The sequence below is a fragment of the Catenulispora pinisilvae genome (genome assembly GCF_015356865.1).
GTDB classification, from domain to species: domain Bacteria; phylum Actinomycetota; class Actinomycetes; order Streptomycetales; family Catenulisporaceae; genus Catenulispora; species Catenulispora pinisilvae.
On record NZ_JAAFZA010000240.1, the window covers coordinates 1 to 15,429 of the forward strand.

Annotated in this window: 13 protein-coding genes; 4 read left to right on the plus strand and 9 right to left on the minus strand. The window is 72.7% G+C overall.

Annotated elements, in window-relative coordinates:
- Positions 1-124: 124 nt before the first annotated feature.
- The 6 genes from IZR01_RS40315 to IZR01_RS40340 all read right to left on the minus strand — a co-directional run bounded on the left by IZR01_RS40315 (position 125) and on the right by IZR01_RS40340 (position 3,162).
- On the minus strand, positions 125-826 hold the full coding sequence (locus IZR01_RS40315) for a hypothetical protein (protein WP_194898371.1): 702 nt from the start codon (positions 824-826) through the stop codon (positions 125-127).
- A complete protein-coding gene (locus tag IZR01_RS40320) occupies positions 826-1,452 on the minus strand; it encodes a hypothetical protein (protein ID WP_194898370.1) in 627 nt (208 codons plus the stop codon). The genes IZR01_RS40315 and IZR01_RS40320 overlap by 1 nt, the downstream gene beginning before the upstream one ends.
- 2 nt (positions 1,453-1,454) lie before the next feature.
- Positions 1,455-1,742, minus strand: coding sequence for a WXG100 family type VII secretion target (locus IZR01_RS40325; protein ID WP_194898369.1), 288 nt, complete (start codon positions 1,740-1,742; stop codon positions 1,455-1,457).
- A gap of 22 nt (positions 1,743-1,764) precedes the next feature.
- Positions 1,765-2,103 (minus strand): WXG100 family type VII secretion target, encoded by a 339-nt coding sequence (locus IZR01_RS40330; protein WP_194898368.1) that lies wholly within the window; start codon positions 2,101-2,103, stop codon positions 1,765-1,767.
- 135 nt (positions 2,104-2,238) lie between these two features.
- On the minus strand, positions 2,239-2,709 hold the full coding sequence (locus tag IZR01_RS40335; protein ID WP_194898367.1) for a WXG100 family type VII secretion target: 471 nt from the start codon (positions 2,707-2,709) through the stop codon (positions 2,239-2,241).
- Positions 2,710-2,754: 45 nt separating this feature from the next.
- Positions 2,755-3,162 (minus strand): WXG100 family type VII secretion target, encoded by a 408-nt coding sequence (locus IZR01_RS40340; RefSeq protein WP_194898366.1) that lies wholly within the window; start codon positions 3,160-3,162, stop codon positions 2,755-2,757.
- Positions 3,163-3,302: 140 nt separating this feature from the next.
- On the opposite strand from IZR01_RS40340, the gene IZR01_RS40345 reads away from it, so the two are divergent.
- Positions 3,303-3,995: a response regulator transcription factor gene (locus IZR01_RS40345; protein WP_194898365.1), complete on the plus strand. Its 693-nt coding sequence runs from the start codon at positions 3,303-3,305 to the stop codon at positions 3,993-3,995.
- A gap of 62 nt (positions 3,996-4,057) precedes the next feature.
- Here the strand turns inward: IZR01_RS40345 and eccB are convergent, their stop codons facing one another.
- Together eccB and eccD are read right to left on the minus strand one after the other, a co-directional pair.
- Positions 4,058-5,449: a type VII secretion protein EccB gene (eccB, locus tag IZR01_RS40350; RefSeq protein ID WP_194926921.1), complete on the minus strand. Its 1,392-nt coding sequence runs from the start codon at positions 5,447-5,449 to the stop codon at positions 4,058-4,060.
- 3 nt (positions 5,450-5,452) lie between these two features.
- On the minus strand, positions 5,453-6,937 hold the full coding sequence (gene eccD, locus IZR01_RS40355) for a type VII secretion integral membrane protein EccD (protein ID WP_194926922.1): 1,485 nt from the start codon (positions 6,935-6,937) through the stop codon (positions 5,453-5,455).
- Here eccD and eccCa point away from each other — a divergent pair.
- The 3 genes from eccCa to IZR01_RS40370 are packed head-to-tail and all read left to right on the plus strand — an operon-like array spanning position 6,930 to position 15,050.
- A complete protein-coding gene (gene eccCa / locus IZR01_RS40360; protein ID WP_194926923.1) occupies positions 6,930-11,111 on the plus strand; it encodes a type VII secretion protein EccCa in 4,182 nt (1,393 codons plus the stop codon). The genes eccD and eccCa overlap by 8 nt on opposite strands.
- The gene (locus IZR01_RS40365) at positions 11,108-12,424 is read left to right on the plus strand and encodes a S8 family serine peptidase (protein WP_194926924.1); all 1,317 of its coding nucleotides are present in this window, start codon (positions 11,108-11,110) and stop codon (positions 12,422-12,424) included. The genes eccCa and IZR01_RS40365 overlap by 4 nt, the downstream gene beginning before the upstream one ends.
- A complete protein-coding gene (locus tag IZR01_RS40370; RefSeq protein ID WP_194926925.1) occupies positions 12,414-15,050 on the plus strand; it encodes a serine/threonine protein kinase in 2,637 nt (878 codons plus the stop codon). The genes IZR01_RS40365 and IZR01_RS40370 overlap by 11 nt, the downstream gene beginning before the upstream one ends.
- Before the next feature lie 33 nt (positions 15,051-15,083).
- Here IZR01_RS40370 and IZR01_RS40375 read toward each other — a convergent pair.
- Positions 15,084-15,429 (minus strand): ArsR/SmtB family transcription factor (locus tag IZR01_RS40375; RefSeq protein WP_194926926.1); only part of this gene is annotated, 346 nt, incomplete at its 5' end.

Sequence of the window (15,429 nt, forward strand, 5' to 3'; positions counted from 1 at the left end):
GGACCGGTCGTGTCCGGGGGAGGGGTGGTCGGGTCGGGAGGCGGAGTACCTGAGCCACCGGGCGGGGTGGTGTCGATACTCGGGTCCTGATACTTCGTGTTCTGGATGTTGAAGAATGGCATGGCTACTCGTTCAGCGCGGTCAGCGCGGCGTCGTAAGCGGTCACCATCGCCTGTCCGGCGCCGACCATGGTGCCGTCGTAGGCGAGGTCGCCGGTCAAGGTGACCGGAGTGTTGCGGTCGTGGCCGTCCCCGTAGGACGCGTTGCCCCAGATGAACCCGGCCGCGCTGCTCATCGCCTCGTTCATGTGCGCGATGTGGAGAAGGTTGTTCGGTCCCGCCGCGTTGTACTTGTGCATCTCGGTCGACAGGGCATTTATATAGTCCGTGAACGACTTGAGAGTCGCCTTGAACGCGTCGGCGGCGGGCCCGCTCCAGCTCTGCAGGATGCTGTCCCGCGCGTTGTTGACCGCGGTGACGTAGTTGTCGAGCATGGCCCGGATGGACAGGATCGCGTAGTGCGCGGTCTCCATCGTCTGCGGGCTGGACCAGGTGCCGCCCGCGGCGACGCCGCCGTAGGAGCCGTCGCCGAGGCCGCCGGTGATGGCGGTGATGGCCTGGTTCCAGGTGTAGCCGGCCAAGCCCTTGCCGGTGGTCGGCGCGGCGCCGTCGTCGTACATGGCGCCGGTTCCCGGCGGGGTTTTGACCTGGACGTGCAAGGTGAAGCCGCAGTCGGACTGGGAACTGCCGGAGGAGGTGTCGGAGTTCTTCGGCGGCGGTGGCGCCGGCGGGGTGGGCGTGCCCGGGCCCGGGTGGACGACATCCATCAGCTGCCTCCCGTCGAGCCGCTGCCGCCGGGGGGCGTCTTCCCGCCGGACCCGGTCAGCCCGTTGATGAGGGTGTCCAGGGTGTTCTGCATCGCGCTGCCCAGCGACTGCAGGTCGGTCTCGATCTGCTGGTCGCCCTTGTCGTAGTCGTCGGCGACCTTCTTCAGCGTGTCGGCCAGCATCGACACCATCGTGTAGAGGTTGCCGTCCGACATCTGCGTGCTGTTGGAGTCCTGGATCAGCTTCGTGTACATCGTCGACAGCTGGGTGTCGACGGTGTTCTTCAGGTTGTAGGCGCTCGGCAGGTAGGTGTCGTCCTTGGCGTAGCCGGGAAGGATCCCGACCGCGGTGACGTCCGGCCCGGCCAGTGCGCTGCCCTTGCCGGCCGTGCGCCCGGCGTACAGGTCGTACCGCAGCGGCGCGCCGGCGTAGCCGCCGGTGGCCGAGCAGTCCACCAGCCACGACGGGCCGGCGGTGAACAGTCCGCCGGCCTGGGTCAGCGTGTCCGAGAACCACTTGGCCAGGTCCCGGATGGCGTCCTTGTCGGCCTTCACGGTGCCGATGGTCGGCCCCGGGATGGCGGTGTGCGTACCGACATTCCAGGTGTCGCCGGGGTCGTTGGCCACGGTCAGTTCACCCAGCGATTGGTGGCGGTGCGCTCGGTCTGCACGATGCTGTCCGTGATGTCGTTCAGCTTGACGCCGAAGTGCGAGAGCAGTTCGTTCATGGTCGCGGCGGCCTGGTCCCAGTTCCGCTTCTGCTCCTCGTAGGCGTCGCCGGCCGGTCCGGTCCAGGTGGACTTGAGCCGGTCGCCGTAGGCCTGGAGCGCGGACAGGCGCTCGTCTATGTTCTTGCTGGCGGTTCCCAGGGTGGTGACGAGCTGTCCCATGTTGTCGGTGTTGGCGACGAAAGCCATGGTGGTCTCCTTAGGGTGCGGGTCACATGCCCATCAATGTCTTTTGCGTGTTGGTGAACTCACCGACGCCGATGGTCTTGACCGTGTCGACGGCCGTGGATTCGTTGTTGGCGTACGCCTGGGCGTTGGCCCCGAGGACCTCTTGCATGGTTTCCAGGGATTTGCAGATGTTGTTGAATTGGGTCAGCCACTGGTCGAAGAGGTCGCGGTATTTGTCGGCCGCGTCGCTTCGCCATTCCAGGGCGTCGTGGTCGGCGCGCACCGGCGCCACGTATGAGCTCAGGTCGTCCAGGGCCTGCGAGAATTCGCCGGCGGCCCGGGACATCGCTTCGTGTTCGTGCTGGAGTGTCGGGTCGGCCATGGCCTGCTCCCTAGCTGGTTTCGCTGAATTGCGGTCATTAAAATCGCACCACCGAGTACTCGCGCCTCACAAGGTGGTCTGTCAGATGTTGAGCAAATGGTGAGCCGCGGTGCACCGGTCAGAATGTGCCGGGTTCTAGTCCTGCCGGTCGACCATTTGCGGCTGGAACTGGGCGGCGTGCAAGCGGGGGCTCGCCTGGGTGATCCCGCCCTCGTACAAGCGGGGGGCGAGCGGGACGGTCCCCGCGTCGTAGTGGCCGGGGGTGACGGGTGAGTACAAGCTGGGGGACAGCGGGGAGCCCGTGGAGCCCGGGGAGCCCGTGGAGCTCCAGCGGTTGGTGGCGGCCTGCTCGGTCTGCAGGATGCTGTCGGTGATGTCGTTCAGCTTGACGCCGAAGGTCGCGAGCAGTTCGTTCATGGTCGCGGCGGCCCGGTCCCAGTTGAGTTTCTGCTCCTCGTAGGCGTCGCCGGCCGGTCCGGTCCAGGTGGACTTGAGCCGGTCGCCGTAGGCCTGGAGTGCGGACAGGCGGTCTTCGATGTTCCTGCTGGCGGTTCCCAGGGTGGTGACGAGCTGTCCCATGTTGTCGGTGTTGGCGACGAACGTCATGGCGGTCTCCTTGCGATGCGTGAGCCGGTGCTTCGGGGGTCCGGATTACAGCCCCTGCAACGCCCGCTGAGCGGGGGTGAGGGGCATACCGGGGTACGGGTTGTAGGGCTTCTCGACGACGACGTGGACCGGTTGGTTGGGGGACACCGGCGGAGCGGTGGTGATGCCGTTGACGTACTGGAGGGCCCAGTCCTCGTTGGCGCCGTATGCCTTGGCGTTGCCGCCGAGGACCTCGCTCATGGTTTCCAGGGCCCGGCACATGTCACCGAACTGGATCAGCCATTCTTGGAACAGGGCGCGGTATCTCTCGGCCGCGTCGCTGAGCCAGTCCAGGGCTTCGTGGTCGGCGCGCACGGGCGCCACGTATGCGTTCAGATCGTCCAGGGCGCACGAGAATTCGCTCGCGGCCCGTGCCATCGCTTCGTGTTCGTGTTGGAGTGTCGGGTCGGCCATGGCCTGCTCCCTAACTGGTGTCGCCGCACTGGTGGCACCGGATCGCGGTCACTGGAATCGCACCATCGGCCATACAGTCGTCACAAGGCGGTCTGTCGGATGTTGAGCAAAGGGTGAGCCACCCGCGAAAGTGTTGTCTTATGAAAGTTCTGGTGACCGGTCTGGGCCGACGGCGCAGCCGCACGGTCAGCGGCGGCCTGGCGATCCTGGGGTTCGAGGTGCGGGAGGCCGCCGGCGATGCCGACGTGCCGATCCAGACGGATGTGGTGCTGCTGGACTGCGGTGTGATCGACGACGAAGTGCTGGCGTACTGCCGACGGCTGCGGCGGCGCACCCAGGCCCCGATCGTCGCGGTGACACAGCGCGTGGATCTGCAGGCCTGGCTGCGCGGGCACGAGGCGGGCATCGACGACTACGCGGTGCAGCCGTTCGGCCTGCAGGAGCTGGCGGCGCGGCTGCGGCTGTCGGTGACTCCCGGCCGGGAGCAGCCGGCACCGCCGCCGACCGGCCCGCCCCAGCGGCTGACCGCGGGCCCGCTGGTGGTCTCCGAGGGGGCGCGGACCGTCGAGATCCACGGCACCCGCGTCGATCTGCGCCCCAAGGAGTTCCAGCTGTTGGTGGCGCTGATGCGCAAGGTGGGACGCGCCGTCCCCCGGGAGGAGCTGGTGGCCACGCTGTGGCCGACCGGGTGGGCCGGCGCGGAGCGCTCGCTGGAGGTACACGTGGCGTCGCTGCGGGCGAAGATCGCGCTGCCCGGGATGATCGCCACGGTGCGCGGGGTCGGGTACCGGATGGTGACGCCGGAGTCGTTCCTGCGGTTCACCGCGGCGTGAGACGTCTCCGACCGGCCCCACCGGCCGGACCGGCTCACACCGCCGTGGCCGGACGGCTCCCATCAGGGCCCTGACACGGCGGCGGTGCTCGGCGTCCGCGCGTCGTTCGAGTCCAGCGCGGGTCCCTCGGGGAACAGGTCGAGCACCGCCGCCGGGACGGCCGCCGGGGCCACCGAGGCGTAGCCCAGCCGGCCCAGATCGTCCGGCGAGGCCACGGCGGAGCGTTCGCCGACCGCGCTCAGCAGTTGGACGGCGCCGCCGGTGGTCGAGCTGGCCAGGGCCCCGGTGCCCGGCCGGACCAGGACGCGGTCCGCGTGGCCGGCGGCCGCGTCGGTGCTCACCCAACTGCCGGCGGCGTCCACCGCCGAGGCGCTGACCGAGCGCAGCCGGTAGGCCGCGGCCGAGGGGTCCGAGCCCGGCGTGACCGCCAGGCAGACCGCGCCGGAGCCGGCCGTGGCGCCGGCGGCGTTTCCGGAACCGCCGGCCAGCGTCGGCAGCGCCGCGGGCAGATCCCCGGCCAGCGCGCCGGTCACCCGGTTGCCCTGCTTGGCCGCCACCAGTCGGTTCGGGTCCAGCGGCTTGGGCGCCGGGGAGCCGCCGGCTCGCAGCAACGCGGCCTGCGTCGGGGTCACCGGCGTCAGGCCCTGCGCGGTGACCACGTATTCGTAGGCGCCGCTGGCGTCCTGATACGTGTACAGGTCCCCGATCGTCCCCAGGTCGGCCGTGGAGGTGCGGGCACCGACCGTCAGCGGCGCGATGTCGGAGCCGGCCGGTACCGCGTTGAGCCAGTTCGCGCCGACCGTGGTCGGCTGCGCGGCGGTCATCTGGAACGCCGTCATCAGGGGCAGCGGCGCCTTCAGCAGGTGCCGCTTGCCGGCCCAGATCAGGTACCGCGCGTCCCCGACGCCGACGTACAGCGCCTGCCCGTCGGCGACTTCGGTCCCGGCGACGTCGACACCCAGCGCCGCGGAGACCTGCGCCGCGCCGTTGGCGGCGGGCGAGGAGCACACCGTCCACGGCCCGCCGGTCAGCGCCGAGGCGACCGGCAGGTCGCTGGGCGCGCCGACGATGCCCACCGCGGCCCCGCGCGGCACGTCCTTCAGCGCCGAGGCCGGCACCGTCCGCACCGCGTACTTCGGCAGCGCCAGCATCGCCGAGGCCTGATTCAGCACTTGGTGCAGGACGCCGTCGGTATAGAGGTACTGATTATAAGTACCCTGCTCCACAACCACCGACTGGCCGTCGCGCCACGCGGAGTCGGCCTTCGGCCAGACCAGCCCGAGCACCGCGGCCGTGCCGATCCCGAGCACCCCGGCCGCCGTTCCCAGGACGAGCCCGGTCTTCAGCCGCTGCGCCGGCGGCGTCGCGGTTCCGGGATCTCCGCCGACCAGACCGGCGACCAACCGCCGCACCACGAACCGGTGCGCCTGCAACTCCTGCCGCCGGGTAGCCACGTCTCAGCCTCCCAACCCGCGCGCCCAGCCGAACACGCCGAGCACCCCCAGGGCCAGCGGCACGAGCGCGGCCAGCACGAAGTATTCGGCGATGTCCGCGGCGCGGGCCGCGTACGGCGGGTCGTCGCCGCGCCGCCGCGGCCCCACCGAGGCCGCGATCAGCCCGACCATCAGCGCGCCGGCCGCGACGCCGGCGGTCGCGGCCATCGAGTGCGCGCTGGCCGCGGCCCGCCAACCCGCACCGGCCAGCGCGAGCATGCCGGTGGTCTGCAACAGGAGCCGCGGCGCCGTCCGTGCGAACACCCGGGCGCGCAGCAGGTACGCCACGCCCAGATCGGCGGCCGCGGCGGCGCCGAGCGCGCCGTGCCCGGCGGCCGTCGTCGCCCCGGCGATCGCGAGCAGGCCGCTGCCGAGCAGGAACGCCGTCATCAGCCGGTCGATCCGGGCCGAGGCCGCCCACAAGTCGGCCTGCTCCCGGGCCGGCAGGTCCACCTGGATCCGCTCGGCCGTGGCCGGCAGGGCCGCCAGCCGTTGTCCGGCCAGGCGGAACGCCAGCCGGGGCACCGCGAGCACGAAGCCCAGGCCGAGCACGGCGGCGGCCGCGAAACACTGGGTCAGCGCCAGGTGGAAACCGACGCCGAGGGCTCCGGCGAGCACCGATCCGACCGCGGGCACCGTGAGCGCGACGAACGGTTCCAGGCCGTCGGCGCGCGGCGGCTCGTCCAAGATGGCGGTCCCGGTCTGGGCCCGCTGCGGCGGGGATCCGAGGTCCCCGGTGGCCGTCCCGCCACCGACCGCGGCGGCGCCGACGGCCGCCGCCAACAGCGCCGCGGCCCCGGCCCACAACGCGGCCGCCGATTCCGGATGGGTGGCGCCGTGCGCGAACTCCTGCGCCGCGAGCCATCCGCCGAGCGCGGACCAGCCGATCCCGGCGACGCCCAGCACGATCCCGGCGGGCCGCGCGCCCAGGAAGCGCACCGCGACCGCCGCCGAGACCAGCAGCAGCGCGGCGAGTCCGCCGGCCAGCGCGGCGCGCTGGCCGGCCTGCCCGGACCCGGCGGCGACGGCGGCCGCTCCGGCGCCGAGCGCCAGCGCGCCCAGCGCCGGTCCCGCCCAGCGGCCGGCGGCCTGGCGCAGCCGGTCCGCCCGTTCGCGCACCGCGGTCGCCAGTCCGTCCACGACATCGTCGAAGACGGCCGCCGGCGCGGCGGTTCGGCGCGGCCTCAGGTAGAGCGTCTCGCCGTCGTTGATCCGCAGCTCAGCCAGGGTGCGGGCGGGCGCCAGCGGGGCTCCCCCGAGGCGTTGCAGCACCCAGCCGTCGTGGGCCAGTCCGGCGTCGGCCAGCTCGGGTCCGGCGAAGCTCAATACCGCTGGTAGGAAGTCCGCCAAGGGGACTGTGGAGGGGAGCGCGAGCTCCAGCACGTTGGCCGGGGTCGCGATCGAGAGCCGGCACAAGTCGGTCTCAGGCAGTGCGGCTTGGATGCTCAACGTCCAGCTCAACTTCCCTTTGCGCGGGGTCTGGGGCAGGTGCTCGACTATTCCGGGTCGTGTGAACGGGCCGCCAGGGGAAGTAGGGCGAACGTTGAGCATCCGAGAATTCCGACCCATACCGCGCCGCCCAGCGCCGGCACTACCCCAGGGCGAGATCGCTTTCCAGGAGCCGCCGGCGATGCCGGAGCCGGTGCCCGGCGGCCTCGGACAGGCGGTGATGGTCCTGCCGATGGCCGCCAGCAGCGGCGCCATGGCGATGATGTTCCTGCAGCCGGGCGCGCGGCCCACCAACTATCTGGCCGGCGGCATGATGGCCTTCTCGTCCCTGGGCATGGTCGGCATGCAGCTGGGGCGCGGCGGTGGCCAGAGCAAGTTCAAGCTGGTCGCCGAGCGCCGCGACTACCTGCGGCACCTGGACCAGATCCGGCGTCAGGTGCGCAAGCACATCGACTCCCAGATCAAGGCCCTGACTTGGCGGCATCCGGACCCGGCCGCGCTGTGGTCGGTGGCGATGAGCGGCCGGCTGTGGGAGCGCGGGGCCGCGGACCTGGACTTCGCCGAGGTGCGGCTGGCGACCGGGCCGATGGCGCTGGCGGTGCGGATGGCGCCGCCGGAGACCAAGCCGATCGAAGACCTGGATCCGGTGTCGGCGAACGCGCTGCGCCGGTTCCTGCAGGCGTACAAGACGGTTCCGGATCTGCCGATCGCCGCGAATCTTCGGGCCTTCGCGCGGGTCGCCCTGGACGGCGACGGTCCGGCCGGCCGGGCCGTGGTGCGTGCGCTGCTCACTCAGCTCGCGGTGTTCCACGGCCCGCAGGAGCTGCGCATCGCAGTGCACTGTGACGACGCGACCCGCGAGCGCTGGGAATGGGTGAAGTGGCTGCCGCACGCCCTGCACTCCTCGGAGTCCGACGCGGTCGGCCGGGTGCGGCTGATCAGTGACAGTTACGCCGACCTGGAGCGGCTGCTGGACCCCGGCGACTTCCGCGAGCGCGGGCCGCACGAGGCGAGCGCCCAGCCCACGTCCCGCGAGCCGTTCACGGTGATCCTGCTGGACGGCGGCGAACTGCCGGGCGACCACCGGGCGCTGCGCACCGGCTACCGCAACGCGGTGCTGCTGGACCTGACCGGCGCGGCCGTCGGACCGGACGTCCCGGTGGCCACGCTGCGGCTGCGCGCCACCCGCGACGGCGGCCAGGCCACGCTGGCCGCCGTGACCCCGGACCGGGCCGGCGGCGAAGACCTCACCCCGCTGGGCCGGGCGGCCACCCTGAGCACCGCCGAGGCCTCGGCCGCGGCCCGGATCCTCGCGCCGGTGCGGGTCGCCGGCGCCGGCGACGCCGGTGGGCGCGGTGGCGGCGACATCTCGTTCACCGGGCTGCTCGGCATCCGCGACGCGCGGGCGCTGGACCCGGAGCAGACCTGGCAGGCGCGGCCCAACCGGGAGCGGCTGCGGGTGCCGCTGGGCCGGACCGAGCAGGGGCTGCCCGCCGAGCTGGACATCAAGGAGGCCGCGCAGGGCGGCACCGGCCCGCACGGCATGATCATCGGGGCCACCGGGTCCGGCAAGAGCGAGCTGCTGCGCACCCTGGTGCTGGCCATGGCGGTCCGGAACGACCCCGAGATCTTGAACTTCGTGCTCGTGGACTTCAAGGGCGGCGCGACGTTCCTGGGCCTGGACAAGCTGCCGCACACCTCGGCGGTGATCACCAACCTGGCCGACGAGCTGCCGCTGGTCAAGCGCATGTACACGGCGTTGCACGGGGAGATGGTGCGGCGGCAGGAACTGCTGCGCTCGGCCGGCAACTACGCCTCTCTGCGCGACTACGAGGCGGCGCGCGACTCCGGGGTGCCGCTGGTGCCGCTGCCGTCGCTGTTCCTGGTGGTCGACGAGTTCAGCGAACTGCTCGCGGCACACTCGGAGTTCCTGGAGCTGTTCGTGATGATCGGCCGGCTCGGCCGCTCGCTCGGCGTGCACCTGCTGCTGGCCTCGCAGCGTCTGGACGAGGGCCGCATCCACGCACTGGAGGGGCATCTGTCCTACCGGGTGGGTCTGCGGACCTTCTCCGTCGCCGAGTCGCGGGCGGTGCTGGGCGTCGGCGACGCCTACGACCTGCCGTCGGCGCCGGGGCACGGGTTCCTGCGATGCGGTACCGATCCGTTGATCCGGTTCCGGGCCGGCTACGTATCAGCACCTTACGTTCCGCCGAAGGCCGGCGGGCCGGCCGAGGATCCGGGGCGGCATCACGTGATCCGCTACCGGTCGGCGTACTTGGCGCCGCGGGTCGCGCCGCAGGCCGAGTCCGATGCCCAGGCGCCGGACCAGCAGGAGCTCACGAGCCCGCCGGTCTCGGAGAGCACGCTGGAAGTGCTGGCCTCGCGGATGCGGGGCCGGGGCCGGCCGGCGCACCGGATCTGGCTTCCGCCGCTGTCGACCTCGCCGACGCTGGACGCGCTGCTGCCGGAGGCGGTCTCGGCGCTGACCGGCGGGCTGCCGGAGCCGGATCCGCGGGCGACGCAGTACCGCACGCCGACCCTGGGCACGGCAGGTCCGGTGCGCGGCCTGGCCGGACCCGACGACACCCTGCTGGCCGTGCTCGGGGTCACCGACCGGCCCTTCGAGCAGCGGCACGATCCGCTGATCGCGGACCTGGCCGGGGCGGCCGGGCACGTCGCGGTGGTCGGTGCACCGCTGTCCGGCAAGTCCACGCTGCTGCGGACGATGATCAGTTCCCTGAGTCTGCGCTACACCCCGCGCGACGCCCAGTTCTACTGCCTGGACTTCGGCGGCGGCGGGCTCACCGCGTTGTCGGACCTGCCGCACGTCGGCGGGGTGGCCGGCCGGCTGGACGGGGAGAAGGTGATCCGGACCGTGGCCGAGGTGGCGATGCTGCTCGCCGAGCGCGAGCAGGCGTTCGCCGCGGCCGGGGTCGGCTCGATGGCCGACTACCGGCGGCGGCGCCGGGCCGGGGAGTTCGCCGACGGCCAGCCGGGCTTGCCCGGCATCGGCCACAGCGGTGACGTCTTCCTGGTCATCGACGGCTGGTTCACCTTCCACCAGGACTACGAGCGGCTGGAGCCGGCGATCCAGGACATCGCCGCGCGCGGGCTCGGGTTCGGCGTGCACCTGGTGATCACCGCGGCGCGCTGGACCGAGGTGCGGCCGTGGCTGCGCGACCTCATCGGGACCCGGTTGGAGCTGCGGCTCGGCGACCCGATCGACTCCGAGGTGAACGCGGCGCTGGCCAAGGAGGTCCCGGCGGTTCCCGGGCGCGGTCTGACCAGCGGCCGGCTGCACTTCCTGACGGCGCTGCCGCGGATCGACGGCGATCCGGACCCCGCGACGCTCAGCGAGGGCACGCGCGATCTGGTGCGGCACATCACCAAGGCGCACCCCGGGCAGGCGGCGCCGCCGGTGCGGATGCTGCCGACGCTGCTGCCCGCCTCCCGGCTGGCCCGGCCGGCCTCGCCGACGGCGGTCGCGCTGGGCTGGGACGAGACCCGGTTGGAGCCGGTGCTGCACGAGTTCGGGAATACCCCGCACCTGATGGTGTTCGGTGAGAACGAGAGCGGGAAGACGAACCTGCTGCGACTGGTGGCCAAGGCGGTGACCGAACATGCCGATCCGGCGCAAGTCAGGGTTCTGCTGGCGGATAGCCGGCGGCGGCTGCACGACGCGGTTCCACAGGCCAAGCAGCTCGGCTACGCCGTGACCGCCGGGGCGCTGGAGGACCTGCTGAAGGAGATCACCCCCGTGCTGGTGCAGCGGGTTCCGGGGCCGGAGGTGGAACCGGCGCGGCTGCCGCTGCGGGACTGGTGGAGCGGGCCGGAGCTGTACGTGGTGGTGGACGACTACGACCTGATGATCGGCGGCCGCGGGACGCCATTGGCCCCGCTGTTGGAGCTGCTGCCGCAGTCCGCGGAGATCGGCCTGCACCTGGTGCTGGCGCGGTCGACGGCCGGTGCGGCGCGGGGCATGAACGATCCGGTACTGCGGCGGATGTGGGAGTTGAGCACTCCCGGGCTGTTGCTGTCGTGCAGTAAGGACGAGGGCGTGTTCCTCGGGGACGCGCGGCCCATGCGGTTGCCGGCCGGGCGGGCCCAGCTGGTCAGCCGGCGGTCCGGAACGCTGCTGGTGCAGACCGCCTGGGCCGGCGAGGACGTGGCGTGAACCGGCGGGCACCGCACGGCGGTGGGGCTCGGACGCTGGCCGCGGGCGGCGCGGTCGCCGCGCTCGTCGCCGGACTCGTGCTCGCTCCGGTCGGCGGTGCGCCGACGGCCGCGGCCGACACCTGCCAGCCGTCGGTGACGGCGGTGCCGTCGACACCGGCGGTGCCGTGGGCGCAGACGGCGTTGCGCTACGGGGACCTGGCCCCCTACGTCGCGCCCGCGGCCTCCGGGGCGCGGATCAAGGTCGCGGTCGTCGACTCCGGGATCGACGTGTCCGCGCCGCAGTTGGCCGGCGCGGTGGACGTCCAGGACAGTGTCTCGCTCGTGGACCCGGCGACGTATCCGCCGACCGCCGACGCCCTCGGGCACGGGACCATGGTCGCCGGGATCATCGCGGCGCGGGCCCGGGCCGGGGTCGCGGTGGTGGGGATGGCGCCGTCGGTGGTCAGCCTGCTGTCGATCCGGACGTACCAGGTGTGCGAGAGCGAGGACGCGCCCATCGCCGCCGGGATCCTGCAGGCGGTGCAGCGGGGCGCGAAGATCATCAACGTGTCGGCGGGTTCCTCGACCGACACCCCGGATATGGCCTCGGCGGTGCGGACGGCCCAGGCGGCGGGGGTGCTGATCGTCGCCGCCGCCGGGAACCTCGGTGCCCAGCAGGACGGCGATCCGGCGCAGTACCCGGCCGCCTATCCGGGGGTGATCGCGGTCGCCGCGGTCGGATCGGACCGGACCGCGGCGCCGTATTCGGAGCACGGCGCCGACATCGGCCTGGCCGCTCCCGGCGGCACCTCGGACGCGCCGCTGCTCGGCGTCGGGCCGGCCGCGGACGGGACGCTGGCCTCCGGGATGGGGACGTCGTTCGCGGCGCCGTATGTCACGGCGGCCGCGGCTCTGGTCTGGAACAGGTACCCTTCGTTGACCGCCGCGCAGGTGCGGCAACGGCTCTACGCGACGGCCGACCGGATCGCCGCCGGCGCGCCGGACCACTCCTACGGCTGGGGCATCGTCGATCCCTATGCCGCCTTGACCTCGGTGGCCGCGCCCGCGCCCGCCACCTCCGCGCCGCCGGTTCCGGCCGCGCCGTTGACCTTCCCCGCCACTTCGCAGAAGCCTGATTCAACCGGTCGGGCGCTGGCGGTCGGCGGTGGCGGACTACTGTCCGCCGGGGGAGTCGCCGGCGTGGCGTGGCTGGCTCGGCGCCGCAAGCGCGACGCGCGCCTTCGGGCCGCGCGAAGCGCACTGACGACTTCTGGACGTTCTGATTCGGGCACGACCGACGAGATTCGTGGGGAACGACGACATGTGGGGTGAAGGAACCGTCCTTTCCGGGCGGTACCAGCTGCGCCAGCGCATCGGCGGTGGGTCGATGGGCGACGTGTGGCGGGCGCTGGACACGGTGCTGGGCCGCGAGGTGGCGGTCAAGATCTTGTTGCCCGCGCTGCTGGAGGACGAGGGCTTCGCCGCCCGCTTCCACACCGAGGCCCGGGTGCTGGCGGCGTTGAGCCACCCCGGCATCGTGTCCGTGTACGACTACGGGCAGACGGACGACCCCCGCACGGCGTTCCTGGTGATGGAGCTGATCACCGGCCGCCCGCTGTCGGAGCTGCTGGACGACTCGGCGCCGCTGTCGCAGGCCTCGACGCTGACCATCGTGGCGCAGACGCTGGAGGCGCTCCAGGTCGCGCACGACCGGGGGATCGTCCACCGCGACGTGAAGCCGGCGAACCTGATGCTGCGCGACGGCGCCGTGGTGGTGACGGACTTCGGCGTGGCGCGCACCGCCGACGCCCGCCGGCTGACCGCCGCGGACGTGGTGCTGGGGACCGCGGTGTACGCGGCCCCCGAGCAGGCCCGGCACAGCATGGTGTCGCCGGCGGCGGACCAGTACGCGGTCGGGGTGATCGCGTACGAGTGTCTGACCGGCTTCCCGCCCTTCGACGGCGACACCCCGCTCGGCATCATGATGAAGCACCTCCAGGAGCCGGTGCCCCCGCTGCCCGACACGGTGCCGGAGCCGGTGCGCGAGCTGGTGATGCGCGCCCTGGCGAAGGACCCGGCGGAGCGCTTCGGCAGCGCGAAGGAGATGGCGCGGGCGGCGCGGCGGCTGGTTTCGCGGGACGGGTCGCTCACGCGGACCGGGACGCCGGAGGACAGCTTCCAGACCGGGGTCGTCATCGCGGAGGTGGAGGCCGCGGCTGCGGACGCGGATGTGGACGCGGACTCGGACTCGGACTCGGCGGTGGCCGGGGCGGTGGCCGGGGCGATCGCGGCCGGGCACGCGGTGCTGCCGGTGGCGCGGGCGGACGGCGACTTCATGTCGTTCACGGTGCTTCCGAGGGAGGCCGTGCCCGAGGACGAAGACGAAGACGCGGATGAGCAGGCGGCCGCGGCCGGACTGGACGAGTCGGCGACCGAGGAGATCCCGCCGGCGTGGGCTTCGTACGCGATGCGGCCGCCGGCGGCGGTCGAGGACTGGGCGTCATTCACAGTGGGCGAGGCCGCGGAGGAGACGGTTCCGCTGCCGGACGCCGAGGGGGAGTTCGACGGGGCCGAGGGGCTGCCGGGGGCGGCGGTTCCGCCGGTCGCCGGGGCTGAGGGTGCCGCGCACGCTGAGGCTGCTGAGGGGCCGCACGGCGTCCTCGGCGGCCGGGTGGTGCCGCAGGACTCGTTCACGGTCGGCGTCGTGCCGGACGACGAGGGCCAGGCTCCGGTCGCAGCCGCTGATCCCGCCAGGCCGCGCCGCGGCCGCCTGCGCCGCGTCTTCGGCGCCGGCACTCCGGAGGTTCCGGCCGAAGCTGCTGGTGCCGGAGCTGTCCGCGCTGGCGGTGCTGTCCGCGCTGCGGGCGCCGAGGATCTGAGCGGGCGGGCCGAGCCGGCCGCGGCCGACGAAGACGCCGGTATGGACGCGGGTATGGACGCCGGTATGTATGGCGGGTCCGGCCGTGCGGTGCCGCAGGACTCGTTCATAGCCGGCGTCGAACCCGATCCGGTGCCCGAGGACTCCGCCGCGGAGCCCGATGGCGAGGCGGAGCATGATTCGTTGCGCGCGGGCGGCGGCGCCGCCGGCGGGCCCGGGCCCGCGCAGCCGAATCGGCGGCGGACCGTTGTCCTCACCGGCGCGGCGGCGGTGGTCGCCGCGGTGGTCGCGGTGGCGATCGCGTATCCGTTGTCGGGATCCAACTCCTCGGCGGCCGGCGCGGTCGCCGCGACCCGGAGCGCGTCCAGTTCGGGCAGCACCGATCCGGGTTCTGTCGACCCCAGCTCGGTGACCAGCCTGCCCTCCAGCACGGCCGGTACTTCGGCCACGCCGTCGAAGCCGTCCTCGGCGTCCTCGACGCCCTCGCCGACCGTCCCCAGCAGCACCTCCGTGGTGACGTTGACGATGCCGGGGCCGTCCAACGGTCCGGGCCCGTCCACGAAGCCGGGACCCTCCACGAAGCCGGGGACGCCGTCGTCGTCCCCGAGCTCCGGGCCCACGGCGGGCTCGTCGCCGTCCACGCCGATCAAGACCGGGTACATCACCAACGTCGGGGACGCGGATGTGATCGACACCTATCACTACGACGGTCTGGCCAACCTCAGCGACAGCGCGCCGTTGACCGTCGAGGCGCAGGCGGCGGGGCGGCCCGAGGAGACGTTCCAGGTGGTCCCGTCGGTCATCGGCGGGGTCACCGTCTACCAGTTCGGCAACGCCCTGAGCACCAAAGAGCTGATCGACGACGACGGCAGCGGCAACGGCAAGATCTCGCTGTACCACGTGAACAACGCGCCGAACCAGAAGTGGTGGCTGGCCACCGACGACAGGGTGCCCCCCGGTGCCTACTACCTGCACAACCAGCAGTTCAGCGACTGCTTGACCGACAACGGGTCGGACCAGGCGCTCACCACGAAGCCGTGCGCGTCCGGGAACAAGGCCCAGGAGTGGTACCTGCCGTAGACGATTGATTCCAGGGTGTTCCGGGCGCCTGTCTCAGAGCTCGTATGGAATGCCGCGCACCGCGTGCTCGGCGTGCCCGACGACCTCTTCGACCAGGCGCTTGATGTGGCTGCCGCGCAGCCGATAGAGCCGGGCCCGGCCGTCGGCACGTTGTTCGACCAGGCCGCCCAGCCGGAGCTTGGCGAGATGCTGACTGGCCGCGGTGGGGGTGCAGCCGGCGGTCTCGGCCAGGGCGGTGACGCCCAGTTCGCCGTCGCGCAGGGCCCACAGCAGCCGCAGCCGGCTCGGCTCGGCCAGCAGATCCAGGAAGCCGACCGCGGTGTCGACGACCGGGTCGGGCAGGGTGCGCTCGGCCGAGTCGGCGTGGTCCGGGTGGTGG

Coding starts and splice junctions, on each gene's coding strand:
- IZR01_RS40315 (WP_194898371.1), bottom strand. CDS start 826: ATGGATGTCGTCCACCCGGGCCCGGGCACGCCCACCCCGCCGGCGCCA.
- IZR01_RS40325 (WP_194898369.1), bottom strand. CDS start 1,742: ATGGCTTTCGTCGCCAACACCGACAACATGGGACAGCTCGTCACCACC.
- IZR01_RS40330 (WP_194898368.1), bottom strand. CDS start 2,103: ATGGCCGACCCGACACTCCAGCACGAACACGAAGCGATGTCCCGGGCC.
- IZR01_RS40335 (WP_194898367.1), bottom strand. CDS start 2,709: ATGACGTTCGTCGCCAACACCGACAACATGGGACAGCTCGTCACCACC.
- IZR01_RS40340 (WP_194898366.1), bottom strand. CDS start 3,162: ATGGCCGACCCGACACTCCAACACGAACACGAAGCGATGGCACGGGCC.
- IZR01_RS40345 (WP_194898365.1), top strand. CDS start 3,303: ATGAAAGTTCTGGTGACCGGTCTGGGCCGACGGCGCAGCCGCACGGTC.
- eccCa (WP_194926923.1), top strand. CDS start 6,930: ATGCTCAACGTCCAGCTCAACTTCCCTTTGCGCGGGGTCTGGGGCAGG.
- IZR01_RS40370 (WP_194926925.1), top strand. CDS start 12,414: ATGTGGGGTGAAGGAACCGTCCTTTCCGGGCGGTACCAGCTGCGCCAG.